General features: G+C 36.4%; 28 protein-coding genes and 1 pseudogene. 7 read left to right on the forward strand and 22 right to left on the reverse strand.

Annotated elements, in window-relative coordinates:
- Window positions 1–177: 177 nt before the first annotated feature.
- Complete coding sequence (locus BTOYO_RS09215; RefSeq protein WP_000625507.1) at window positions 178–639, reverse strand: DUF441 domain-containing protein; 462 nt, start codon at window positions 637–639, stop codon at window positions 178–180.
- 433 nt (window positions 640–1,072) lie between these two features.
- Between BTOYO_RS09215 and ytvI the strand changes: the two genes are divergently transcribed.
- The gene (gene ytvI / locus BTOYO_RS09220; RefSeq protein ID WP_001081386.1) at window positions 1,073–2,197 is read left to right on the forward strand and encodes a sporulation integral membrane protein YtvI; all 1,125 of its coding nucleotides are present in this window, start codon (window positions 1,073–1,075) and stop codon (window positions 2,195–2,197) included.
- 533 nt (window positions 2,198–2,730) lie between these two features.
- On the opposite strand, the gene BTOYO_RS09225 is transcribed toward ytvI, so the two are convergent.
- The 8 genes from BTOYO_RS09225 to dnaE all read right to left on the reverse strand — a co-directional run bounded on the left by BTOYO_RS09225 (window position 2,731) and on the right by dnaE (window position 13,562).
- The gene (locus tag BTOYO_RS09225; protein ID WP_000871649.1) at window positions 2,731–3,120 is read right to left on the reverse strand and encodes an FxsA family protein; all 390 of its coding nucleotides are present in this window, start codon (window positions 3,118–3,120) and stop codon (window positions 2,731–2,733) included.
- A gap of 198 nt (window positions 3,121–3,318) precedes the next feature.
- The gene (gene pyk, locus BTOYO_RS09230) at window positions 3,319–5,076 is read right to left on the reverse strand and encodes a pyruvate kinase (RefSeq protein WP_001232683.1); all 1,758 of its coding nucleotides are present in this window, start codon (window positions 5,074–5,076) and stop codon (window positions 3,319–3,321) included.
- A gap of 53 nt (window positions 5,077–5,129) precedes the next feature.
- Complete coding sequence (gene pfkA / locus BTOYO_RS09235; protein ID WP_000821156.1) at window positions 5,130–6,089, reverse strand: 6-phosphofructokinase; 960 nt, start codon at window positions 6,087–6,089, stop codon at window positions 5,130–5,132.
- 128 nt (window positions 6,090–6,217) lie between these two features.
- Window positions 6,218–7,192 (reverse strand): acetyl-CoA carboxylase carboxyl transferase subunit alpha, encoded by a 975-nt coding sequence (gene accA / locus BTOYO_RS09240; protein WP_000818790.1) that lies wholly within the window; start codon window positions 7,190–7,192, stop codon window positions 6,218–6,220.
- On the reverse strand, window positions 7,180–8,049 hold the full coding sequence (gene accD / locus BTOYO_RS09245) for an acetyl-CoA carboxylase, carboxyltransferase subunit beta (protein WP_000942864.1): 870 nt from the start codon (window positions 8,047–8,049) through the stop codon (window positions 7,180–7,182). The genes accA and accD overlap by 13 nt, the downstream gene beginning before the upstream one ends.
- Window positions 8,050–8,234: 185 nt before the next feature.
- Window positions 8,235–8,879 (reverse strand): FadR/GntR family transcriptional regulator, encoded by a 645-nt coding sequence (locus BTOYO_RS09250; protein ID WP_000204451.1) that lies wholly within the window; start codon window positions 8,877–8,879, stop codon window positions 8,235–8,237.
- A gap of 14 nt (window positions 8,880–8,893) precedes the next feature.
- Entirely contained in the window at window positions 8,894–10,102 is a 1,209-nt protein-coding gene (gene ystJ / locus BTOYO_RS09255; RefSeq protein ID WP_162148121.1) for an NADP-dependent malic enzyme, read from the reverse strand.
- A gap of 133 nt (window positions 10,103–10,235) precedes the next feature.
- A complete protein-coding gene (gene dnaE / locus BTOYO_RS09260; RefSeq protein WP_000673709.1) occupies window positions 10,236–13,562 on the reverse strand; it encodes a DNA polymerase III subunit alpha in 3,327 nt (1,108 codons plus the stop codon).
- 42 nt (window positions 13,563–13,604) lie between these two features.
- Here dnaE and BTOYO_RS09265 point away from each other — a divergent pair, with 42 nt between their 5' ends.
- Both BTOYO_RS09265 and ytrI read left to right on the forward strand, forming a co-directional pair.
- Window positions 13,605–14,018: a YtrH family sporulation protein gene (locus BTOYO_RS09265; protein WP_002034291.1), complete on the forward strand. Its 414-nt coding sequence runs from the start codon at window positions 13,605–13,607 to the stop codon at window positions 14,016–14,018.
- Window positions 14,015–14,518, forward strand: a complete 504-nt coding sequence (ytrI, locus tag BTOYO_RS09270) for a sporulation membrane protein YtrI (protein WP_001265738.1) — start codon at window positions 14,015–14,017, stop codon at window positions 14,516–14,518. Before BTOYO_RS09265 ends, ytrI begins: the two co-directional genes overlap by 4 nt.
- A 51-nt stretch (window positions 14,519–14,569) precedes the next feature.
- Here the strand turns inward: ytrI and BTOYO_RS09275 are convergent, their stop codons facing one another.
- The gene (locus BTOYO_RS09275; protein ID WP_000545156.1) at window positions 14,570–15,502 is read right to left on the reverse strand and encodes a DHH family phosphoesterase; all 933 of its coding nucleotides are present in this window, start codon (window positions 15,500–15,502) and stop codon (window positions 14,570–14,572) included.
- A 160-nt stretch (window positions 15,503–15,662) separates the two neighbouring features.
- Between BTOYO_RS09275 and BTOYO_RS09280 the strand changes: the two genes are divergently transcribed.
- Window positions 15,663–15,968 carry a YtpI family protein gene (locus BTOYO_RS09280; protein WP_001144779.1) on the forward strand — a complete coding sequence of 102 codons (306 nt, stop codon included), beginning with the start codon at window positions 15,663–15,665 and terminating at the stop codon, window positions 15,966–15,968.
- 7 nt (window positions 15,969–15,975) lie between these two features.
- Here the strand turns inward: BTOYO_RS09280 and BTOYO_RS09285 are convergent, their stop codons facing one another.
- Together BTOYO_RS09285 and BTOYO_RS09290 are read right to left on the reverse strand one after the other, a co-directional pair.
- A complete protein-coding gene (locus BTOYO_RS09285) occupies window positions 15,976–16,239 on the reverse strand; it encodes a DUF3949 domain-containing protein (protein WP_000051060.1) in 264 nt (87 codons plus the stop codon).
- Window positions 16,240–16,393: 154 nt separating this feature from the next.
- Window positions 16,394–17,707: a DRTGG domain-containing protein gene (locus BTOYO_RS09290; RefSeq protein WP_000201581.1), complete on the reverse strand. Its 1,314-nt coding sequence runs from the start codon at window positions 17,705–17,707 to the stop codon at window positions 16,394–16,396.
- A gap of 244 nt (window positions 17,708–17,951) precedes the next feature.
- Between BTOYO_RS09290 and BTOYO_RS27690 the strand changes: the two genes are divergently transcribed.
- Window positions 17,952–18,113: a hypothetical protein gene (locus BTOYO_RS27690; RefSeq protein ID WP_000976100.1), complete on the forward strand. Its 162-nt coding sequence runs from the start codon at window positions 17,952–17,954 to the stop codon at window positions 18,111–18,113.
- A 40-nt stretch (window positions 18,114–18,153) separates the two neighbouring features.
- Here BTOYO_RS27690 and BTOYO_RS09300 read toward each other — a convergent pair whose 3' ends face one another.
- Window positions 18,154–18,837, reverse strand: coding sequence for a metal-dependent hydrolase (locus tag BTOYO_RS09300; protein ID WP_000868935.1), 684 nt, complete (start codon window positions 18,835–18,837; stop codon window positions 18,154–18,156).
- 149 nt (window positions 18,838–18,986) lie between these two features.
- Here BTOYO_RS09300 and pepQ point away from each other — a divergent pair, with 149 nt between their 5' ends.
- Complete coding sequence (gene pepQ / locus BTOYO_RS09305) at window positions 18,987–20,084, forward strand: Xaa-Pro dipeptidase (RefSeq protein ID WP_000994035.1); 1,098 nt, start codon at window positions 18,987–18,989, stop codon at window positions 20,082–20,084.
- A gap of 29 nt (window positions 20,085–20,113) precedes the next feature.
- On the opposite strand, the gene BTOYO_RS09310 is transcribed toward pepQ, so the two are convergent.
- Window positions 20,114–20,476, reverse strand: a complete 363-nt coding sequence (locus tag BTOYO_RS09310; RefSeq protein ID WP_000089306.1) for a DUF3221 domain-containing protein — start codon at window positions 20,474–20,476, stop codon at window positions 20,114–20,116.
- Window positions 20,477–20,499: 23 nt separating this feature from the next.
- A complete protein-coding gene (locus BTOYO_RS09315; RefSeq protein ID WP_002039748.1) occupies window positions 20,500–20,853 on the reverse strand; it encodes a hypothetical protein in 354 nt (117 codons plus the stop codon).
- 179 nt (window positions 20,854–21,032) lie between these two features.
- Here BTOYO_RS09315 and BTOYO_RS09320 point away from each other — a divergent pair, with 179 nt between their 5' ends.
- Complete coding sequence (locus tag BTOYO_RS09320; protein ID WP_000941466.1) at window positions 21,033–21,860, forward strand: DUF2785 domain-containing protein; 828 nt, start codon at window positions 21,033–21,035, stop codon at window positions 21,858–21,860.
- Window positions 21,861–21,873: 13 nt separating this feature from the next.
- On the opposite strand, the gene BTOYO_RS09325 is transcribed toward BTOYO_RS09320, so the two are convergent.
- The 7 genes and pseudogenes from BTOYO_RS09325 to ald form a co-directional block, all read right to left on the reverse strand.
- Entirely contained in the window at window positions 21,874–22,080 is a 207-nt protein-coding gene (locus tag BTOYO_RS09325) for a hypothetical protein (RefSeq protein ID WP_001248905.1), read from the reverse strand.
- Between the two features lie 63 nt (window positions 22,081–22,143).
- Window positions 22,144–22,260 (reverse strand): annotated as a pseudogene (locus BTOYO_RS28385) (anti sigma factor C-terminal domain-containing protein); the annotation flags it as partial.
- A 143-nt stretch (window positions 22,261–22,403) separates the two neighbouring features.
- Window positions 22,404–22,748, reverse strand: coding sequence for a DUF6176 family protein (locus BTOYO_RS09330; protein WP_002039747.1), 345 nt, complete (start codon window positions 22,746–22,748; stop codon window positions 22,404–22,406).
- 2 nt (window positions 22,749–22,750) lie between these two features.
- Complete coding sequence (locus BTOYO_RS09335; RefSeq protein WP_001208745.1) at window positions 22,751–23,539, reverse strand: GNAT family N-acetyltransferase; 789 nt, start codon at window positions 23,537–23,539, stop codon at window positions 22,751–22,753.
- Window positions 23,536–23,868, reverse strand: a complete 333-nt coding sequence (locus BTOYO_RS09340) for a cupin domain-containing protein (protein WP_000411489.1) — start codon at window positions 23,866–23,868, stop codon at window positions 23,536–23,538. The genes BTOYO_RS09335 and BTOYO_RS09340 overlap by 4 nt, the downstream gene beginning before the upstream one ends.
- A 152-nt stretch (window positions 23,869–24,020) precedes the next feature.
- Window positions 24,021–24,230 (reverse strand): hypothetical protein, encoded by a 210-nt coding sequence (locus BTOYO_RS09345; protein WP_000540692.1) that lies wholly within the window; start codon window positions 24,228–24,230, stop codon window positions 24,021–24,023.
- Window positions 24,231–24,337: 107 nt separating this feature from the next.
- Window positions 24,338–25,471, reverse strand: coding sequence for an alanine dehydrogenase (gene ald / locus BTOYO_RS09350; RefSeq protein WP_001219394.1), 1,134 nt, complete (start codon window positions 25,469–25,471; stop codon window positions 24,338–24,340).
- Between the last annotated feature and the right edge of the window lie 97 nt (window positions 25,472–25,568).

The following is a 25,568-nucleotide window of genomic DNA, read 5'->3' on the forward strand; positions in this document are numbered from 1 at the left end:
TGATAAAAACAACATAAAACAATATCATTATAAAATTGTTTTATGTTGTTTTTATTTTATCTGGTGTAAAGTCTCTGCTGTTATGTAACTTTTCAAAGTTTCTAATTCTATTATAAACAATTATCTGACTTTTGTGAACAGAAAGAATTCAAAAATTTTATATTACTATAAAATTCCTTATTTAAACATTTGTATAATACTCATAACTGCATAGGCAATTCCAGCCCCAATTAATGGGCCTACAGCCACCCCATTAAATAAGGCAACCGCTATAATCGTCCCAAAAACAAGCGCAGTTGTAATATGAGGGTCCGTCGTCAATAATTGTACGCCGCCTTTCGCTAACAAAGCGACCGCCACACCTGAGGCTAAAGCAATCCATGCATAATATGATTTCGCTGCTTCTCCGAGTTGTTTAAAGCCTATTTCCCCTGTCGCAATCGGTACGAGCACTGCTATTGTAATGACTGTTACACCAAGGTTAATCCCTTTCGTTTGTAAATAAGGAAAGACTTTATCTCCTAAAAACGTAAACTTCAATAAGAATAACACTCCAATGGCTACAGTAAGCGATTGGTTTTTAGCAATAAGTCCTATAATAAGTAGTATGAATAAAAATAACGTTGACTGACTAATCATGTTTGCACTTCCTTTCTGAAAATAATGAACTCGCTTCCAAACAAAAATACCTTTAAACCTATCGTTATACATGTCATATCGATGTCTATTTGCCAATGAGAATAAGCCAACAATTTCATTTTTGTATGCATTTTTAACTTACAAAACGAGACTGTAACCCAAAAAAATCAAAGCATATATACATTTTTGAAAACGATGGTCTCTCCTTTCTTTTCTAACAAGAAACAGGTAAAATAAAAAGAAGAGAAAATGAAGTTTTTACCATATAGTAGAAGCATCATCAACAAGCTTTTACAGTCGTTCATGTACTGAAAAAGCAGGGAAAATCCATCATTCCACTATAACATAAAAGTGAAACTTTAATCAGTGAATGCTACTCGTTATAAGTTGAACGAATTAGGCTAATACAAATTGGAATGGGAGGTATACATCTTTGAACCGAAACTTACTATATATGATATTGCGACTCATATTTGTCATTGTAGCAACGGTAGCTGGGTTCTATGTATTACTATACATGTCAGGACTTATCTATCCTTTTATTATCGCTTTTGCATTTGCTTATTTGATTAATCCTGTCGTCAATTTCCTTAATCAAAAACTACAATTCCCTCGCGCACTAGCAGTACTCGTTAGCTTAATTCTCGTATTCGGAGCTATCGTCGGGCTTGTTACATACCTTGTAACAGAAGCAATATCTGCCACAACATACTTACTACAACTTGTTACAGTAAAGTTTCCGGATATCGTTAAATTCGCAGAGCAATTTGCACTTAATCATATTATGCCTCTCTATGACGATTTAATTTCTAAATTTAATCATCTTGGAGAACCGCAGCGTTATACAATTACACAAAACATCCAAAACTTAGGAACTGAAGCAACAACACAAATGAAAGAACTTTTAACAGCTATTATAAGTGGATTAACAAATTTCATTAGTGCATTACCAACAACTCTAACTGTTCTTGTATTCATTTTATTAGCCACTTTCTTCATTAGTTACGATTGGCACCGTCTTGCTCAAAAAGCAAGAAAACTTCTACCGAATCGTGTACATGGCTACGGAAAAACTATTTTTGTCGATTTAAGAAAAGCTTTGTTCGGTTTTGTTAAAGCGCAACTTACACTCGTATCTATGACAACCGTTATTGTACTAATCGGACTTTTAATATTACGCGTACCATACGCCATTACTATCGCGATTATTACAGGTGTTGTAGATTTACTCCCATACTTAGGGACAGGAGCCGTCTTCGTCCCTTGGGTTATATACGTATTTTTCACTGGCGACACCGCATTCGCCATCGGTCTTCTCATTCTATACATCGTCGTGATTGTCCAAAGACAAATTATGGAACCTAAAGTACTTTCATCTAATATTGGTCTTGATCCATTAGCGACACTAGTCGCTCTATTTATCGGCTTTAAGCTCTTCGGTTTCTTAGGATTAATCATCGGTCCAGTCACATTAGTACTACTTAATACATTACACAAAGCTCATGTCTTCCATGACTTGTGGAAATACATTAAAGGTTCACCCTCTTCAAAACAATAATTTCTAATTCACACAAAAAACTTAAGGAATAATGAGTGCAATTTCCCACTCATTATTCCTTGTACTTCTTTTTCATACTAACTACATGCAAAAAGAGAATTGCCCAAAAAAGGATAATTCTCTTGTTTTTTTGCATATAAAAACGGATTTTTCAACCTAAAATACATTTTTATTCTATTTATTTTATAATTATTACTTACATTTATTACTTTTTATGTAAATGAATAAATATACAAATCAGTATAAGATAAGGCTTCAACTAACGATTCCCCTGCTTTTATCAGATTTCATTACGTTCCTCGATCCTTCATACACAAAAATAAAACTTCAATATAGCGGATTTTTTCTACATCCTATTCATTAAGAACAAATAGTATCCAATTTACATGTTCAATCAGAAATATATATCCTACACAATAAAGTGAAACTTTAATCAATCAGGTTTTGTTCATCCCCCACTAATTATTAACCCGTACCAATCAGGCTTTTTGCAGAATAAAAAAAGTAGTGCTTAGATCGCTATAATCTAAGCACTACTTCTGAATAATAATAGTAGATCTCTTTCTAAACTTCCATTCCATCCACTTCATAACAAGCGGCTTCAATAAAGCCCTAGTAAAAGGGACAACAAAAATAAACCCCATTACATCCGTCACATATCCAGGAAGCACTAAAAGAATACCTCCTACAAATACAAAAATACCATCTAGTACTGCCTCGCCTGGCATTTCTCCTCTATTCAACTTAGATTGAATCTCTCTAAGCACTTTAAACCCTTGCCTTTTCGCCAAATATACACCTACAACACCAGTAAATACAATCATAGCGAACGTAGACCATAACCCTATTACATGACTCGACCCAATTAATACCGTAATCTCAACCGCCGGTATTAAAATCAACAAGAATAACAACCATTTCACAGTTCTGCACCCCTTTCACAAATCGCTTTAAAGACCCCTAAAACGCTCATATAGACTAAACAGAAGTAAGACATCCATTCACATTAAACTTCATAACAAGCAGCTTGTAAAAGCAAATTTAGACGTTTTAAAATAGTTCTATCATGTTTTTGTGTAAAAAAAAGAGAAGGACTCCGCTCCTTCTCTCCGTATTACTTCTTATAGCACTTCCGCATGTCCATTATAAACAATTCCGCGTGCCGCATCAACTGTTACTTCTTGGCCATTTTTTAAAGTTGCTGTTACGCCGTTTACACCAACGATAACAGGAATACCGATTGATACGCCTACAACAGCTGCATGGCTAGTTAAGCCACCTTCTTCTACAACTAAAGCAGCAGCTTTTTCGATTGCAGAAATCATATCTTTATCAGTGCTTGTTGTAACAAGGATATCACCTTCGTTTACGTTCGCTACAGCTTCAGCAGCTGTTTTCGCTACAACTACTTTACCTTTTGCAGCTTTACGACCGATTCCTTGTCCTTTAGCAACTTCTTCACCAACAACATGGATTTTCATTAAGTTTGTTGTACCAGTTTCAGCAACTGGAACACCCGCAGTGATTACTACAGTGTCTCCAAGTCCGATTAGACCTGCATCCATACCTGTTTGAATCGCAGTATCTAACATTTCGTCAGTAGACGCTGCACGTTTCCCAGCCATAAATGCTTGTACACCCCAAACAAGTGCAAGACGACGTCCTACTTGCTCGTCAGATGTTACAGCTACGATTGGAGATTTCGGACGATATTTAGAGATCATTTTCGCAGTATGTCCACTTTCTGTTGGAGCTACGATCGCAGCTACATCAAGAGCAAGTGCTGTATGCGCAACAGATTGGCTAATTGCATCTGTAATTGTTGGAGTGAACTCTTTAATACGTTTTTTGAACATATCTTCGTATTGTAATGATTTTTCAACACGTACTGCAATGTTAGCCATCATTGTTACCGCTTCTACTGGATATTGACCAGCAGCAGTTTCACCTGAAAGCATGATTGCATCCGTACCATCGAAGATTGCGTTAGCTACGTCACTTGCTTCCGCACGAGTTGGACGTGGGTTACGTTGCATAGAATCTAACATTTGCGTTGCAGTAATAACTGGTTTACCTAATACGTTACATTTTTTGATTAAACGTTTTTGCACTAAAGGTACTTCTTCTGGTGGAATTTCCACACCCATATCACCACGAGCTACCATTAAACCGTCAGAAACTTCTAAGATTGAATCGATATTGTCGATACCTTCTTGGTTTTCGATTTTCGGTACGATTTGGATGTATTGAGCATTATGCTCTTCTAGTAATTCACGGATTTCTAATACGTCAGATGCTTTACGAACGAAAGATGCTGCGATGAAATCAACTTTTTGCTCGATACCAAAGATGATATCTTTTACGTCTTTTTCAGTGATACCAGGAAGCTTAATGCTTACGTTTGGTACGTTAACACCTTTTTTATTTTTTACAGTTCCACTGTTTAAAACTTTTGTACGGATATTCCCGTCAGCTTTTTCGATTACTTCTAGCTCGATAAGACCGTCATCGATTAGAATGCGAGAACCTGGGTCTACATCATCATAAAGACCAGCATAAGATACAGAGAACTTCTCTGCAGTACCTAATACTTGTTCAGTAGAAAGAACTACTTCTGCACCTGTTACAAGTTCAGCTTGTCCGTCTACGAAGTCGTGAGTACGGATTTCTGGACCTTTTGTATCAAGTAAGATACCAACTGTTTTACCAGTTTTCTTTGAAGCTTCACGAATGTTTTTAATACGAGCGCCGTGCTCTTCATGGCTACCATGAGAGAAGTTTAAACGAGCAACGTTCATACCCGCTTCCATTAATTGTTCTAATTTCTCAATACTTTCACTAGCAGGACCTATTGTACATACAATTTTAGTTTTACGCATATTGCACCTCCGAAAATTATGAAACCGTTCCCAAATATCCGACATTACGCCGATTAGATGGATAATTCTTTAGATAATTGATACATATCTTTATCGATTGTATGCTTTTGAGCTAACGCTTCGATAATGTCATGATCAACAAGTTTATTATCTTGAATACCTACACAGCGTCCACCTTTACCAGCAATTAACAACTCAACTGCTCTTGCGCCAAGACGACTTGCTAATACACGGTCTTGTGCACTTGGTGATCCACCACGTTGTACGTGACCTAATACAGTTACACGAGTATCAAAGTTTGTTGCTTCTTCAATATGCTTACCGATGTCAATTGCACTTCCAACACCTTCAGCTACAATGATAATACTGTGTTTTTTCCCACGTTCGCTACCGCGTTTTAGACGAGCGATTACATCATCCATGTCATACTCTTCTTCTGGAATTAAGATCGTTTCTGCACCATCAGCTAAACCAGCCCATAATGCGATGTCTCCAGCATGACGTCCCATTACTTCGATAACATATGTACGTTCATGAGATGTAGCTGTGTCACGGATTTTATCAATTGCATCAATAACAGTATTTAAAGCTGTATCGAAACCAATTGTGAAGTCTGTTCCAGGAATATCATTGTCGATTGTACCTGGTACACCAACACATGGGAATCCTTGTTCAGTTAATTTTTTAGCACCTTGGTAAGAGCCATCTCCACCAATAACAACAAGTCCTTCGATACCGTGTTTCTTTAATTGCTCGATACCTTTTAGTCGTACTTCTGGGTCTTTAAACTCAGGACATCTTGCTGTATATAATTTCGTACCACCGCGGTGGATAATATCGCCAACAGAACCAAGTTCTAATTTTTCAATGTGACCAGAAATTAATCCAGCGTATCCATGGTAAATACCATATACTTCAATATCATGGAAAATCGCTTTACGAACAACTGCACGAATGGCAGCATTCATACCAGGTGAATCTCCACCACTTGTTAATACACCAATACGTTTCATTTGTACTCACCTCATAAAGATTATTTGCCTTATAATAAAATAACACGAAAAAATATAAAAACACAATGGAGAAGATGTGTCTTTTCATAATAAAAACGTGCATTCGCGAAGAGGAACGCACGCTTTTCTTATTTTATCCCAATGGAAGCGTTTGAAAACGAAACTTGCCCAATTTTCATATATTTTTCATAACGTTTTTCGATTAATTCATCTTTCGAAATTCCGTTTAATTGTTCAAAAGTTTTTCTAATCATTAAGTCTATATTTTCTGACTGTTTTAAAAGATTACGGTGAGCTCCACCTTTTGCCTCTGGAATAATTTCATCAATTACACCTAATTCTTTCAAATCTGCTGCTGTAATTTTCATTGCTTCTGCAGCTTCCTTCGCTTTTCCTGCATCTTTCCAAAGAATTGCCGCTGCACCCTCTGGTGTAATAACAGAATAAGTGGAATTTTCTAGCATATGAATGTAATCTCCTACTCCAAGACCTAGCGCACCACCACTACCGCCTTCACCGATAACGATACAAATAACTGGTACCGTTAAACCTGCCATCTCAAATAGATTGCGGGCAATAGCTTCACTTTGTCCACGTTCTTCAGCTGCTTTACCAGGATAAGCTCCCTTCGTATCGATGAAACAAATAATAGGACGATTAAACTTTTCCGCTTGTTTCATGAGACGCAGTGCTTTTCGATATCCTTCTGGATGAGGCATCCCAAAATTACGACGAATATTTTCTTTCGTATCTTTTCCGCGCTGATGCCCAATTACAGTTACAGGCATCCCCTTATATTTCGCAATGCCGCCGACAATCGCTGCATCATCGCCAAATAGGCGATCTCCATGACATTCAAAAAAATCAGTAAATAAGTGCTCAATATAATCGAGCGTTGTCGGTCGTTCTGCATGACGAGCAATTTGCACACGGTCCCATACTTTCATATTGCCGTATATATCTTCCTCTAAATTTTCTAGCTTGTCTTCCAAAATACGAATCTCCTCACTGAAGTCCATCTGGCTGTTTTTCGTATAGTCTTTCAGTTCACGGATCTTATTTCTTAGCTCAACAACTGGTTTTTCAAATTCTAGCTCTGCCATACAGCCATTTCCCCTCCTTGATGAACTTCTAAAATCTTACGAAGTGATTCTTTCATATCATCACGATGCACAACCGCATCTAATTGACCATGGTCTAGTAAAAATTCTGCCGTTTGGAAATCTTCCGGTAGTTTCTCACGCACTGTTTGTTCAATTACACGTCTACCAGCAAATCCGATAAGTGCACCTGGCTCTGCAAGATTATAATCACCAAGTGAAGCAAAACTCGCTGAAACCCCGCCCGTCGTTGGGTGAGTCATAACAGAAATAAATAACCCTCCTGCATTACTATGCTTTTTCAAAGCTACGCTTGTTTTTGCCATTTGCATTAAACTTAATATACCTTCTTGCATACGGGCACCACCCGAAGCAGTAAAGATAATAAATGGAACTTGTAAGTCGTATGCCTTTTCAACCGCACGGGCAATTTTTTCTCCTACAACAGAGCCCATGCTCCCCATTCGAAAACGAGAATCCATTACTGCAACAACAACAAGCATGTCATCAATTGTTCCTTCACCAGTTACAACCGCTTCATTCAATTCAGTCTTCTTACGATCGTTCTCTAATTTCTCTTCATATCCTGGAAACTCGAGTGGATTTAATGAAACCATTTCTTTGTCATACTCACGGAATGACCCTTCATCCAATATACTATCAAGGCGCTCCCATGCATTCATAGGATGATGATATCCACAGTTCACACATACTTTTAAATTTTTCAGAAGTTCTTTCGTATACATGATTTTTTTACATTTCGGACATTTTGTCATAACGCCATCTGGTACATCTTTTCGTACTTGTTCTGAAGGTATTGCAGCATACTTTTTCTTTTTCACGAATAAATCTCTTAGCACAATTTGACCCCCTTCGTTGAGAGCTAAGGTTAGCGTAAGAAGAAAATGGGGCTAACACCAATGTTTGATGTTAGCCTTATCTTCTCAATCTGTCTAATAACCTCTCTCTTTACGTTTAACTTTAACCGCTATGCGGTAGAATGTTTGTCATAACGTGTCATGGTCATTTCGACAAATTTTATACATTACGAGTGAAACTGTATATTCTCTACTAATTCATCGTAAATTTTTAGTGCATCATTTTCTTGTTTTTCTTCCAAAGTAGCATAAAGCTTTCTATACATATCGATAGAATCTCCTGAAACTTTACAAGAAAGAGTTGCTACGTAATCATTTACGATCATCCAAATGCGATATAGTAAATAATTATCGACTTGTTCAATTAGTGTTTTAAAGAACGTTTGGTGAAGCATTGGAATCGAACTTTCATTTTCTTCAAGCACTTTCTGTAATCTACTTAGCACTTTAGAAAATGTTTCTTTCGGTAAATTACATACAATTCGAATCATATCTTTCTCAAGCAATCGTTTTGTTTGTAATAAATCACGAATTGTTTTCTCATCTTGCAATAGAAACGGAGCAATTAGTTGTACAAGACCGTTATCGTAAAAGTTTCGAATAAACGTCCCTTCACCCCGTCTCGTTTCAATTAACCCTACCAGTTCTAAAGCACGCAATGCTTCTCTTACAGATGAGCGTCCTACGTTTAAGCGTGAACTTAGCTCCCGCTCAGACGGCAAACGATCCCCTGCTACCAATCCATCCTCTTCCATAATGGAACGGATTTTTTTTACAATTTCGAGATATACTTTTGTATTTGATGATGTCAATGGAAATTCCTCGCTTATTCTTTACCAATCAGCGCTAATTGTTTTGTTTTCTCAGCAACTTCATTTGGATCTACTTGACGACGAGCTACTCCTGTCTCCATTGCTGCTTTCGCAACGTAAGCTGCCACTCGAGGCGCTACACGCGCGTCAAACGGTGCCGGAATGATATAGTCTGCATTCAACTCATCTTCTGCTACAAGCTCAGCAATAGCCTGTACAGCTGCCATCTTCATTTCTTCGTTAATTTGTGTCGCATGTACGTCAAGTGCACCGCGGAAAATACCAGGGAACGCTAGTACATTATTTACTTGGTTCGGGAAGTCAGAACGACCTGTTCCAACAACAGCTGCGCCCGCTGCTTTTGCCAATTCTGGCATAATTTCCGGAACCGGATTCGCCATTGCAAAAATAATCGCATTGTCATTCATTGTACGAACCATCTCTTCTGTTAATGCACCTTCTGCAGATACACCAATGAATACGTCCGCACCTTGTACAACATCAGCTAAAGAACCTTCTATACGATTCTTATTTGTATATTTTGCAACTTCATCTTTCACTGGATTCATACCAGTAGGACGACCATCATAGATTGCACCTTTACGGTCACACATAATAATGTCGCGTACTCCATAGCGATATAAAAGTTTAATAATTGCAATACCTGCTGCACCTGCGCCATTTGCGACAACTTTAATGTCAGACATTTTCTTTCCAACTAATTTCAGCGCATTCACAAGGCCCGCTACTGTTACGATAGCTGTTCCGTGTTGATCATCATGGAAGATAGGAATATTTGTTTCTTTCTTCAAACGTTCTTCAATAATGAAGCAGTTTGGTGCTGCGATATCTTCTAAGTTAACGCCGCCAAAAGTTGGCTCCATTAATTTTACAGTTTCAACAATTTTATCTACATCGTTTGTATTTAAGGCGATTGGGAATGCATCTACACCAGCAAAGCTCTTGAATAATACAGCTTTACCTTCCATTACTGGAAGAGATGCTTCAGGTCCAATGTTACCAAGACCAAGTACAGCCGTTCCATCCGTCACAACTGCTACCATATTTCCCTTCATCGTATATTCATATACCTTACTTTTATCGTCATAAATTTCTTTACAAGGCTCTGCAACCCCTGGAGAATATGCAAGACTTAAATCTTTTGCATTTTCTACTTTTACTTTTGATACAGTTTCTAATTTTCCTTGATGCACTTTATGCATGTGAAGTGCTTCTTCACGAAGTGTTGACAAACTATCCACTCTCCTCAAATTATTCTAGCTGGTATCAATTTCTCCAAGTGGTCTGACCACGAACACTACTACTATAATAATCGAAGTGTAGGGAAATTGTCCATTATATTTTCACAACTACATTCTCTTCCCCGACAATTTCACGAAGTGTTCCTAAGCATTTTTCACTTGGATGAATCGATAAACTTCGAGATAATTGTACCATTTTATGTTCCTTTTCATAATAAATTAGTACTTTCGCAAAACCCGAATAGTCAAACAATATTTTTGTAACCTGATTCAAAAGCTTTTTTTCATACTGAGACGGCAATTTCACGTAAACAGATGCATCTTTCTTTTCTTCATAAACATCCATTTCTTCTAACGGATATAGTCCGTTTACAATCCATTGCAGCTTATGATTTCTTAGCTCAATCGTACCGTCAACTAAAACAATTGCCCCTTCTTGTAACTTGTCTGAGAAATGTATATACGTGTCCGGGAAAACAACCGCTTCCATTTCATCATTTTGATCACAGAATGTAATAAACGCCATCTTTTGCAATTTTTTCGTACGAATGACTCTCACACTTGTTATATACACGATAGCCCTTTGTACTTTTTTCTTATTTCGCATCGCCTGAGCGAGAGATGGAATTTCTAATTCTTTTGCTAACTTCACATACTGCGCTGTCGGATAGCTTGATAAATAAAAGCCAAGTGCTTCCTTTTCTTTATTTAACTGTTCAATAAAAGAGAGCTCTTCTCCTTGTACATATTTTGATTTTGGAACAGCATCCCCTAAATCACGGGCAAGATTTGCGTACTCTAACGCTCCTTTAAGGCTTTTCCATAAATTCGTTCTCGAAATACCAAAATCGTCAAAACATCCCGACCAGACGAACGCCTCTAAATTTCGTTCTGTTACAAACTTCGCTGGCATACGAAGACAAAATTCAAATAAATCCTCAAACATTTTGCTCTCTCGTTCTTCTAACAATGCCGTCACTGTAGCCATTCCGATATTTCGAATTGAAAGTAAGCTGTAACGTATCGCATTCCCTTCTATTTGGAAGTTGTAACCACTCTTCTGAAGTGACGGTGGCAAAACGTGGAAACCTTTCCGCTTCGTTTCTCGTATATACTGCACAATCTTATCTTCATTTCCAATTGCACTTGATAATAATGCTGTCATAAATTCCAACGTATAATTCGCTTTTAAGTAGGCAAGCTGATATCCGATCATACTGTAAGCCACAGCGTGACTTCGGTTAAAACCGTAATTCGCAAATCTTACAATCAAATCGTAAATTTTATCTGCTGATGTCTCATCGTATCCGTTTCGCAAACAACCTTGCACGAAATGCTGACGTTCCTGATCTAAAATATCACGATTTTTTTTACTCACTGCTCGGCGTAATAAATCCGCTTCTCCGAGCGAAAATCCTGCTAACTTCGATGCAATTTGCATAATTTGTTCTTGGTATACAATTACACCGTATGTTCTTTCTAAAATCGGCTTTAAATCCGGATGTAAATATTCAATTTTTCTTTTTCCGTGCTTCGATTCAATAAAGGTTGGGATTTGCTCCATCGGTCCTGGTCTGTATAACGAGTTAACAGCGACAATGTCTTCAAACTCATTCGGTTTTAATCCGCGAAGTACATTTCGCATACCACCTGATTCAAGCTGGAATACCCCCGTTGTATCCCCTCTCCCTAGCAATTGGAACGTCTTTTCATCTTGGAGAGGTAAATTCCTTATATCAATTTCTTTCCCCGTTTTTTTCACAATAAACTTTATAATATTTTCAAGTAACGTTAAATTACGTAAGCCTAAAAAGTCCATCTTGAGCAACCCGAGTTCTTCTAATGCATCAGCAGGATATTGCGTAACATAAACATCGTTATGTCCTTCTTGAATTGCTACACTACCCGTTAACGGTTCTTGACTCATAATAACGCCAGCGGCATGAATAGACGTATGACGAGGTAAGCCTTCTACACGTTTTGCAATTTCAAACACACGCTCATGAAGAAGATTCCCTTGTATAAACTCACGGAGTGATTGTGATTCTTCATATGCATCTTTTAACGTTATACCAAGCTTTGATGGAATAAGTTTTGAAAATATGTCAATGTCTCGCGGCGGAAGTCCCATTACACGAGCAATATCTCTAATTGCTGCTTTCGCTGCAAGCGTCCCAAACGTTACAATTTGCGCCACGCGGAGCTGACCATACTTATCTTTCACATATCGGATCATCTCATCACGTCTTATATCTGGAAAATCGATATCAATGTCCGGAAGGGTCACACGTTCGGGATTTAAAAATCTTTCAAATAACAAATCGTATTCAATCGGATCAATATCTGTAATTTCTAATACGTACGAAACGAGTGAGCCAGCTGCCGATCCACGGCCTGGTCCTGTTAAAATATGATTTTCATGTGCATACTTCATAAAGTCCCATACGATGAGAAAATAATCACTAAATCCCATACTAGAAATGACGTTTAGTTCATGATTCAAACGCTTTATATGCACTTCTTTTGGCGTACCATAACGTTTATGCAAGCCTTCTTCACAAGCACGGCGTAAGTAAGTATCATTCGTCTCGTTAGATGGAACAGGAAATTTCGGTAATTGATTTACATGAAACGGTATTTCTACTTTACAACGTTCTGCAATTTTTACAGTGTTGTAAATCGCCTCTTCCGTGTGAGAAAATAGTGCTTCCATTTCATCCGATGACTTTAAATAATATTGATCCGTTTTGAGCCTCGGCCTGTCTGGATCAGTCATTTTCGTTCCACTTTCAACTGATAGTAAACATTCGTGAACGAGCGCGTCACTTTGATTGATATAGCGCACATCATTTGTTGCAACGACTGGGACATTTACCTTACTAATAAATTCAGGTAATTTTTCTTGCAGGAGCAGTTCATCTTGAATCGCATGATGCTGCAAACACATATAAAAATTATCGAACATATTTTGATATGTACAAGCTACTTCTTCCGCCTGATCCTCTTTGTCTTCTAATAATAATTGTTCAATTTCCCCATCTTTACCTGGTGAAATAGCAATTAATCCTTTCGCATAATGCGCAAGCCACTTCTTCGGAATACCCTCTTTTGACTTCGTCATAATGCTACTAGAAATCTTTAATAAATTTTGATAGCCTATTTCATCTTCAGCAAGTAAGACGAGCGGATAAGACTTCTCTTCTTCTTCACTAAAAATAGAAGCTGTTAAGCCGATAATAGGCTGTATACCATGTTTCTTACATGCTTTATAAAACGGAATAACGCCATACATAACATTTTCATCCGTAATAGCCAACGATGAAAAACCAAGCTCTTTCGCCCTGACTACAAGCTCATCAATTTTACAAGCACTCTTTAATAAACTAAAAACGGTTTGACATTGTAAATGCACAAACTTCACTGTTGTACCCTCTCTTTACCTATTTGACTACTTTCATTATAGGTGATGAGGAAAGCGGAAATCAAAACATACTTCTCATACTTTGTCCATATATATGAAGAAGAAAGGGGAATGACGATGGATGTAAGAGAACATACTTTTTTCTCTCTGCTTATTATTAGTTATTTTATTGCCTTTGGGGTTATACTTGGCGGTTCATTAATTGGTGGATTTGGTGCGTTTCTTATCGGAAAACCAGCTCTAACTTACATTAATCAATTCGCCCAAAATTTAAGAATTTGGGCACTCGTTGCAGCAATCGGCGGAACATTTGATACCTTTTATAGCTTTGAAAGAAGCTTCTTTGGCGGAGATATGAAAGATATCGTAAAACAAATTCTCCTTATTTTTTTCGCAACTGGCGGCATGCAAACAGGTCTTATTATTATTAAATGGCTAACGCAGGAACATGTATGAGAGTGCCAAGTGCCAATACAGCAAAAAGATGGTACTTAGTTTTAGCTGGCGCTGCTGTTGGAGGCGTGTTGAGCTGGTTTATTTTTTTGTACATATACGGTGTTTTTCAAGAAGAACAATCTAGTAAAATAGCAGAGCAACGAGAAATTATAGAAAAACAAGAAGCAAAGCTCCACGTCCTTCTCGAAGATCAAGAAAAGTTGAACACAGAAAATAAACGTCTCTTAACAATTCAAGAGATTAAAATAAAAATAATAAATCGAGAAAAATATGATTTAGACAATCTAACACTCGAAAATATGACCACTTCTATCCATAATGACCTCCAACATCTTTTAACGAAAAACATTCAAAGTATCGCAAAAAATAAAGACCTACTCAAAAAAGCAATCGAAAACAAAACGTACAAACATTACGATCGTATATACCGCTTTAAAGTCGATACAATTTCTTTTGATACTGTACTTGAAATTAGTATTGATATAGAGAAAGAAAAATAAAGAAGGAGGGCTTAAGTGCCGCTCCTTCTTTTCGTTTTAACATATACTCTCTTATTTACAAATATCACGTAAATCAGCAAACAGACGATCCGCTTCTTCCCAAGAAGATGCTTTTGCACCAGAAGCCATCGGATGTCCTCCGCCGTTATATTGCATTGCTAATTTATTTATAACTGGCCCTTTTGAACGAAGGCGAACACGAATTACATCGTCTTCCTCTAAAAATAGAACCCATGCCTTTAATCCGTCAATATTACCAAGCGCTCCAACAACACCAGATGCTTCAGAAGGAAGTACATCAAATTCTTCTAATACTTCTTTCGTTAATTTAATGTAAGCTGCTCCTTCTTCTACCATCGTAAAGTTTTGTAAAATATAACCGTTTAAACGAGCGATTTTTTCTTTTGTCTTATACATTTCATTGTATAAATCTGTGAATTTCACACCCATATCAACAAGCTCACTTACGTAAAGGAGTGTTTTTGCTGTTGTATTCGGGAATAAGAAACGACCTGTATCTCCAACAATCCCTGCTAAAATAAGGCGAGCTGCTTCTTTTGTTATTTTTAATCCTTTATCTTTTCCATAGTTATAAAACTCATAAATCATTTCACTTGTAGAACTTGCTGTCGTATCTACCCACGTAATATCTCCGTACGGATCTTCATTTGGATGATGATCAATTTTGATTAACATCTTCCCTTTTGTATAGCGTTGATCGTCAACACGTTCTTGGTTCGCAGTATCACAAACGATAACAAGTGCATTTTCGTATACGCTATCTTCAATATTATCCATTACTCGTAAGTATGCTAGTGACGGTTCATTGTACCCAACCGTATAAATATTTTTCTCTGGAAACGATTCTTGCAAAATCGTACCAAGACCGCCTTGTGAACCTAACGCATCTGGATCCGGACGCACATGACGATGAATAATAATTGTCTCAAATTCTTTAATTACTCCTAAAATTTGCTCATGCATATGTATAATCTCCTTTTTATTCAACTTCTTCACTTTATCCTCCATTATAACGGAAAGTATTTCATACATGCGAACAATTGCTTTATAATAAAAATTAGAAAGTTTAGATATTTCTTTTTTCTTCACTATAATTTTTCACAAAGCGATGGGAGTGTGCATTATGCCAGTATTAGTCTTCTGTATTATCGTCTCATTTATGTTGTACCTCTTCTACAAAACAAAATACTTTCGTACAAACCGCCCAATGGAAAAAGGTTGGCTCTCAGGAAAATCCGCAATGGCACTCGGTTCATTCGTCTTATTCTTCGGGATAAACCAATTCTTTTTAGAACTTTCAACCGCTCGTATGATCGTCGGTGTTTTATTCGTTCTATTTGGTAGTGCGAGTGCATTTAATGGATTTCGCCAATATAAACATTTCTTTCCATTAGCAGTTAAAGAAGCAGAAGCTTATGAAGCAACGTAAAAAAGCATCACCATTGTGATGCTTTTTTACGTCCTCTACTTTTTAAAATCATATATGCAACAAACGCAGAAGGTATATTAAATAGGTTGCCTTGCACATGAAAATGTAATTGTTCCTCTTCAAAAGACATTTTTTCATATAGTTCTCGCTGAGATAATCCTGTACGTTTCCTTTTTTCATGTAAACCTTGTAAATATAAATATTGGATCGGTATCATTACAAGAAAGTAAAATAGTGCGATACCACCAAAGAAGATTATTTCTAATGACATATTGCATACCGCCTCCTCAAAATCCATTTTCTTACAATATAATTGTAACATAGTCTACCATCTAAATAAATTAATATTCTGTCATTTAATATTATATAAATCACTCTCTACATAAAAAAAGATGGAACAAATCAAAACGATTTGTTCCATCTTTTTATTTATCAATCAATTGCACCATAAGTAATGCTTTTCCAACAACATTACCTTCATGGTGTACTTCTACATCAACCTTACCAAATTTACGGCCAATTTCTAATACTTTCGGATGAACGGATACAACATTATCAATCTGAACCGGCTTTACAAAATAAATTGTTAAGTTCTCAACAATTGAATCACTCTTCTTCTGAGCACGAATGACACGGTTTGTTGCTTCTGTCACAATTGTTGTAAATACACCGTAAGATAATGTTCCGATTGAATTCGTCATTTGTGGTGTCACTGAAAATTGATACAAATGCTCATTTTTTGCTTCTTTCGGCGTCATAAATTGATTCGTTACAATATCATCAATCGTTTCACCAACTTGTGGTTGACGCTGAATCATCTGTAATGCCTGAAGTACATCTTGACGACTAATGATACCTTGCAATTTATTTCCATCTTCCACAACAGGAAGTAATTCAATACCTTCCCATACCATCATACGCGCTGCAGCTGCGACAGACATCTTTCCATTTACCGTAATAGGGTGTTTCGTCATCACTTTATCAATTGGTGTATCTTTCGCAACACCAATCATATCTTTCGAAGTTACGATACCTAACACCTTTTTATTTTCATCCACAATTGGATAACGTCCATGCATCGTCTCTTCATTGTACTCATGCCATTTCTGCACGATATCACTAGGCTTTAAATATAGTGTTTCTTCAATCGGTGTTAAAATATCTTCAACGAGTACAATTTCTTTCTTAATAAGTTGATCATAAATCGCGCGGTTAATTAACGTTGCGACCGTAAATGTATCATAGCTACTGGAAATAATCGGCAACTTCAATTCATCTGCTAACTTTTTCACATGCTCTTCTGTATCAAATCCACCTGTAATTAATACAGCGGCCCCTGTTTCTAATGCTAATTGATGTGCATTCGTACGGTTCCCGATGATAAGCAAGTTCCCCGCTTCTGTATAGCGCATCATCGCTTCTAATTTCATAGCCCCGATTACGAATTTATTTAATGTTTTATGTAGTCCTTCTCTGCCTCCAAGTACTTGACCATCGACAATGTTAACGACTTCTGCATATGTTAGTTTTTCGATATTCTCTTTCTTCTTTTGTTCAATTCGAATTGTTCCGACACGTTCAATTGTACTAACATATCCTTTATTTTCTGCATCTTTAATCGCACGGTAAGCTGTCCCTTCACTTACACTCAAATCTTTCGCAATTTGCCTTACAGAAATTTTATGCCCTACCGGTAGGCTATTAATATGTTCTAAAATTTGATTATGTTTGGTAGCCAAATGGTTTCACCATACTTTCTTTTCCCTAAATTCTTCATGTGTTGTATTCCCAGTATACTATATTTTCAAAACTGTTACACTCTCTCTTTGTATATCTGTACTATTTTTTTTATAACAAAATGCCCCTTACATTCCACTAGTCATTCCATTACAACAATGTAATGCTATTGTCATCTCGTTCGATAGTTCGTCCACACACTTCCATATACAATTAAGACAAGAAATGAAACAAAGGAGCGAATACATGATGAAAAAAATTTTAGAGGTTATAGGCGCAGTATTTTTAGCTTGTGTAGATGGGAAAAAAGTTGCAATGGATTTGAATGAAACTCCTGAACAGCCGCGTTCAAAAAGAGAAGAGTCAACTAAACAAATACAGACTTTAAAAGCTGTACTACACGCATAAAAAGCCCTTCACTTGTCTTTTCAAATGAAGGGTATCTGTTTTATAGCGTAATACTTTCTCCAACTTCTAATACTTTCCCTGTACAATTTTGTAGTTTTTCTACAAATTGATATGGATCCTGTTCAATAACTGGGAACGTATTGTAATGCATCGGTACAACAGTTTTCGCATGAATCCATTTTGCTGCTAAAACAGCATCTTCTGGTCCCATTGTGAAATTATCACCAATTGGTAAAAACGCTATATCTATATCATTCAGTTCCCCAATTAACTTCATATCAGAGAATAGAGCCGTATCCCCTGCATGGTAAACCGTTTTCTCTTCTGCTGTAAATAAAATACCCGCTGGCATACCTGTATATGTAATCGTCTTATTTTCTTCATCAATATAACTAGAGCCGTGGAATGCTTGTGTAAACTTCACTTTTCCGAAGTCAAATTCATGTGAACCACCAATATGCATCGGATGTGTTTCTACACCTTGCCAACTTAAAAATGTCGCTAGTTCAAATGGCGCCACAACAACTGCATTATTTTTCTTCGCAAGCTCTACTGTATCTCCAACATGATCACCATGACCGTGCGATAAAAGAATTGCATCTACTTTTACATCTTCAGCCTTTAAATCTGTTTTCGGATTTCCCGTTAAAAATGGATCAATTAAAATCACTTTTCCATTCGTTTCAATCTTTACAACTGAATGCCCATGATAAGATACTTTCATTATTACATTCCTCCCCTATTCACATTCTCACTTTTTATTCTACATGATTTTTCAATTCCCTGTCTTTTCTAACATCTATTTACTTGTCATAACGCTTTCTTCCGAGGTAAAGTTATATTTGTAATTAAATATCTCGGGGGTGCCAATCGATGAATGCTAGATTAGAAAATTTAATGCAATGGCTAAAAGAAAAAAACGTAGAAGCCGCGTTCTTAACTTCTACACCAAACGTTTTCTACATGACAAACTTCCACTGTGAACCACACGAAAGACTACTTGGTATGTTTGTATTCCAAGAAAAAGAGCCTATTTTAATTTGCCCTAAAATGGAAGAAGGCCAAGCACGTAACGCTGGATGGGCACATGAAATTATCGGATTCACTGATACTGACAGACCATGGGATATGATTGCAAAAGCAATTAAAGACCGTGGCATCAATGCAAATGCAGTTGCAATTGAAAAAGAACATTTAAACGTAGAACGTTACGAAGAATTAACAAAATTATTCCCAAATGCAGCTTTCAAATCAGCAGAGGAAAAAGTTCGCGAGCTTCGTTTAATTAAGGATGAAAAAGAACTTTCTATTTTACGTGAAGCAGCTAAAATGGCAGACTATGCTGTTGAAGTTGGGGTAAATGCAATTAAAGAAAACCGTAGCGAACTAGAAGTATTAGCAATTATTGAACACGAATTAAAAACAAAAGGCATACATAAAATGTCATTTGATACGATGGTATTAGCAGGTGCTAACTCTGCTCTTCCACACGGTATTCCAGGTGCTAACAAAATGAAGCGCGGCGATTTCGTACTATTTGATTTAGGCGTAATTATTGACGGTTATTGCTCTGATATTACACGTACAGTAGCATTCGGTGAACTTTCTGAAGAACAAACTCGCATTTACAACACTGTACTTGCTGGACAACTACAAGCAGTTGAAGCATGTAAACCAGGCGTTACACTTGGCGCAATTGATAATGCTGCTCGTTCTGTTATCGCGGATGCAGGTTACGGAGACTTCTTCCCGCACCGACTTGGTCACGGACTTGGAATTAGCGTTCACGAATATCCAGATGTAAAAGAAGGCAACGATTCTCTATTAAAAGAAGGTATGGTCTTCACAATCGAACCAGGTATTTACGTACCAAACGTAGGTGGCGTTCGTATTGAAGATGATATTTACATCACAAAAGACGGATCAGAAATTTTAACGAAATTCCCGAAAGAATTACAATTTGTAAAATAAGAAAAAGGCAGCTTAATTGCTGCCTTTTTCTATTTTTCTACTACTTTAAATTTCTCTACAATCATTTGTCCTGGGTAACTTTCAAGTATGTGAGAAGACCATACTTTTATTTTATCTCCTGTTTTTAATCGATTAGATGCGTTTTTCTCCTTAAAGCTCAACACTATATCTGATGGATGTTCTTTATTCATTTGTTGTTCTATATAATGTTGCAACTCTACTTTTGTATTAAACGTTTTATCACCGACAAAAAATACCGCATCATTTCTTACTATGACATACCCTTCTTCAGGTACTTTTTTTACCTCTACTTGTTTTGTAGTACACGCTGATAATATGATTAGAAATACACTAAAAAATATATACATAGAAACTCTCATATTCCTACTCATTTTTATCCCTCACTCTATGTTTGCTATTTCCGCTTTAAAACCATCTTCTCTTCATACTTATCATCCCATTTAATCACAATCTCTATCGGTTCATCTTTAGATAGAGGCGCACAACTTACACAAGAAGATTTCATTTCAATCCTTGCTCCTTTATGAACTTCTGACGTTTCTGTCATTGTACTAAAGGTCCCATGAATAGAAATCTCCAAATTTTTAAATTCTGTATTTCCATCTTCACTGTCATCCTTAATATGCCCTTTATATTGCCCCGTCCAACTTTTGCTCTCGCTAGAAAAAGTAACATACGAAATCGAACAACTTCCTAAAAAGAAAATACTTATAAAAAAGAATAATGTTCTCTTCATAATGCCCTCCATTCAAAAGCACTTATTTATCCCGCAGTAACGGGCAGTAAGACCCCAACCTCAAAATTCGGTGAAAGCAAAGAAGTTAGTTGGGGGATGACCCCCCCACTGATTAAAGCTTCACTTTATTGTCTATTTCTTCCTTTTATTATATTATTAAAATGCAGAATTTTCTAAAATAGGAGGTTTATATGTTACAACAACAGTTAGAAGAAATTCGTAATAATAATTACATACTGGACAACACAATTCATATTGATTCTTTAAGTTCCAATATGCTTGAACATATCGGTGTTACTGATAGTTATTTAAGGGATAAACTTATTTACTCTACTTTTTATCATCTCATCAAGAAGGGCTATATTTCACACTCACACTTGCAGAAACTATTATTAGAAAGCATCAGTGATAAATATTTATTGTATAAGATTCATTCGGATGACGAAGATGCGGTATTTACCCGTGCATTTACGACATTATTAATTGCGCTCATTATTGATGCGGATACAAATCATAATTTCTTATCACAGACTGATATATTAAATGTAAAAGATCAATTAATTTTATATATGAACAAAGAGCACGACTTACGAGGCTATGTCCAAGAACGTGGCTGGGCGCATAGTGTCGCTCATGCTTCCGATACATTTGAAGCGCTTGTGAATAGTCCTAAACTGGAAAATTTATATTACGAAGAAATATTACAAACTTTATTAAACAAAGTTTGTGTTCATTCCATCTATTACAAATACGAAGAAGATGAGCGTCTCGTTTATCCAATTGTCGCAATGCTGCAAAATGGCCTAAAGGAAGAAGTACTCATATTAGCCCTTCGTGATTTAGCAACTCAATTACAAGTTCAAAAATCAACACTACATATTGAATCATACGAATTTCTATACGGAAATATAAAAGCTTTCTTACGTAGCTTATTTTTCAGATTACGTACAATATCTATATGTAAGGAAACTGAATACGAAATTGAAAAATTACTACAAGGACTTCGCCAATATTACTAAAAAAGAAGGCCCTTTAAAAAGTGCCTTCTTCTATTTCACTAATATTTAATTGAAATTTTACGATCCAAACTGAGAAAAGGTGGACAAGAAGCGCAAACGCCATACATGCTCCGCTTAAAAAAGTTAGTATAGGATGCGAATACACGTGCCCCAATCCATAGGATATCGCCACGAAAAACATTGTTATGTAAATATAAATTGCTCCATGTATTTGCCTCATATAAACCTCCTTTTCCCATATTATAACATAAATTTTCTGATTATTCACATTAATTACTCGTAATCAATATTTCTCAACTGTTACACCTCTAACAGCAACCTTAATATACGGTAACCCTTGTAAACTTTGTAAATCCTCTATTTTTCCTGTTACGACTACACCGTATATTGGTAGGTCTTTTCATTATAGTTTGTCCTAAAATGCTCTTGAAATCCCCCTTTATTTTCACTTGAAAATATCTAAATACAGCTTTTCTTTTTTAAAATTTTGCATAATAAAAAGCACATCTATTTTAATGTGCTTCTCCAAAAAACACTATTCTATTATTTAATCGCTCCCTTCACAACATCTTGAATCATAACAACTTCTGTTTTCATATCAACAGACGGTGCTTCTTCATCAATACACTCATACCAAAACGCTACATGCTTTTTATCAATTTCATGATGAGAATTTTCGACAAGAGCCCCGCCTTCTCCTTGCACAGAATACCAATATAAGTATTCTTCTCCATCTCTTATTTCCCGGAAAATTGTCTCTACGTACATTTTCTCGTCGTTTAGTGTCAACAGCACTTCTTTCATATTGTCATTAAGAAGCTGCATCCATTCATCTACACGATGACTTTTACCTTGTTTCACTTTAAATCTCGTTAACTCCACATTCATTTTCATTCCCCCATTCTCTTACGTACAAACAAACCATATTCTATTGGATGATGAAAATTTAATTTACTAGCTAATTTTTGCGAAGGAATATTGTCTACATAACAATCCCAACACGGTGTAATATCATTTTGTATACAATGTTCAATGAAACGTGTTGCGACAGCTTGAGCTAACCCTTTCCCTTGATACGCTTCATGCGTCACGATATCAATTTCAGCAAATCCATTCCCACTAAATATCGAAACACATTCCGCTACAGTCATCCCATTTTGTTCTATACAAAATCCAAAACCATCATTCAAAAATGCTTCATTTGATCCCCAATATTCTTTATAATACGCCTGTGTAAATTCATTACTTCGTTCTATATCTCTTCTATCAATACGCTTCACTTCATATGTATTTTTGTTACAATCTCGCTTTCTCTCTTCAAAGGTTACTCTTTGAAATTTCATTCGCGGGATTTTCCGAAGCACATTACTAAAACGCTCTTCTAACATCATTTCCCACTCTTCACTCGAAGTGAACAATGTAAATCTCTTCTCTGTTTTTTCAATGGCCGTTTTTATATACGAAAATACATCTTCGTTATAACTTTCATCTTGCGTATTACCAAATAAATAATGAATGCCATTAGCTGTGATAATTAGTCCTGCTGTTAACTCCTCGTTTGCAAAAACCCTACCATCTATCGTTTGATCACATACTGCATAAGCAAAAGTTGTGGTTCTTGTATTACTTTCTAAAATCGAAAGTATTTTTCTATACTGGGCTACAGATAATTCCCTCATAATTGCTCCACTATAATCGTATCAGCCTCTATATTTTCAAAACAAAGATTTACAGTTCTCTTGAATGCTCTCGTTCTATGAATCGTACATGCTGGAATTAAGATAGAATCATTCGGCTTTAAAACCGCTGTTTCTCCGTCTTGAAAATCGATAAGTAATTCTCCCTCTAATACAATAAATAACTCATCCGAATTAGAATGATAGTGCCAATCATATTCACCAGTAAATACAGCGATTCGTAAGCAATGACTATTTACATTTGAAACGACGAAGTTTTTATGTTGATCTTTTATATCTTTTGTTAAATCTATTAAATTTATCTTTTCCATAGAATCCCCCTCTTTACACCCCTTTATATACTTATCTTTAAATTAGCATAAGAGGCATTTTACTAACAAGAAAAAAATTCCATATGGAAAATTCAAATAAAAAATGACCTCCAATCTCTCCTAACTATAAGAGAAATTAAAGATCATCCTTTCTATTTTATCGGAAATGCACTATCTCCAGCAGAAAGTACACCTTCCATGTAACCTTTTGCAAAATCTGGTAATCCAATGATAAGTACTGCAGTTACAATCCCAATACCAATCCCTCTTAATTTCAGATCATTTTTCTTTTTGCCTACAACCATTGTAATAATTCCTGCTATAAGCAAACCCACTGACAAAATATCATAAATATACCCCATATTGCCCCTCCTATTTACATCTTTATTTCTTTTTATTTTAATTGCACAATGTTTTCCCCTTAAATAAAAGCCCTCCTAATAAAAGGAAGGCTCTACATATATTTCTATTATGATAAAGCAGGAGCTTTTTCAAGAAGCTCTTTTGCATCAGCGTATTGTAAGCCGTGTGCTTCTGCAACTGCTTCGAATGTTACATATCCATCTAATGTGTTAATACCTTTTAGTAATGCAGAATTGCCTAAGCAAGCGTCTTTATAGCCTTTGTTAGCAATTTGTAATGCATATGGTACTGTTACGTTTGTTAATGCAAGAGTTGATGTACGTGGAACCGCACCTGGCATATTTGCAACTGCATAATGAACAACGCCATGTTTTTCGTAAGTTGGGTTGTCATGAGTTGTAATACGGTCAGTTGTTTCGAAAATACCACCTTGGTCAATCGCAATATCTACAACGACAGAACCTGGTTCCATTGATTGAATCATTTCTTCTGTTACAAGTTTTGGCGCTTTTGCACCTGGAATTAATACCGCACCAATAACAAGATCAGATTCTCTTACTGCTTCTGCAATGTTGTAAGGATTAGACATTAACGTTTTTACTTGGTTACCGAAAATGTCATCTAATTGACGAAGACGTTCTGCACTTAAGTCGATGATTGTTACATCTGCACCTAAACCTACTGCAATCTTCGCTGCGTTTGTACCAGCTTGACCACCACCGATAACTGTTACTTTGCCGCGTTTCACCCCTGGAACGCCTGCAAGTAAAATACCTTTACCACCTTTGTTTTTCTCAAGGAACTGTGCACCGATTTGTGCAGACATACGACCAGCTACTTCACTCATAGGTGCAAGTAATGGTAAAGAACGATTGTCTAATTGTACTGTTTCGTATGCAATTGATACCACTTTGTTATCAATTAATGCTTTCGTTAATTCTGGTTCTGGAGCTAAGTGTAAGTATGTGAATAAAATTAAACCTTCGCGGAAATTACCGTATTCACTTGCAACTGGCTCTTTTACCTTCATAACCATATCTTGGTTCCATGCTTCTTCAGCAGTTTCAACAAGTTTCGCACCAGCTTGTACATATTCTTCATCTGTAAAGCCAGATCCTAAACCTGCTCCTTTTTGAACAAAAACTTCATGACCATTTTGTACTAAATGTACTGCTCCCGCTGGCGTCATTGCCACACGGTTTTCATTGTTTTTAATTTCTGTTGGAATACCGATACGCATTATTAGTTCCCCCTTGAGTTATGAAATGACCCCTGAATCATTTTTTAAAGCGCTTTCTACGCCCTTATATTCTAACATAATATCTCAATATTTGACA

It is taken from the genome of Bacillus toyonensis BCT-7112 (assembly GCF_000496285.1).
Taxonomy (GTDB): Bacteria; Bacillota; Bacilli; order Bacillales; family Bacillaceae_G; genus Bacillus_A; species Bacillus_A toyonensis.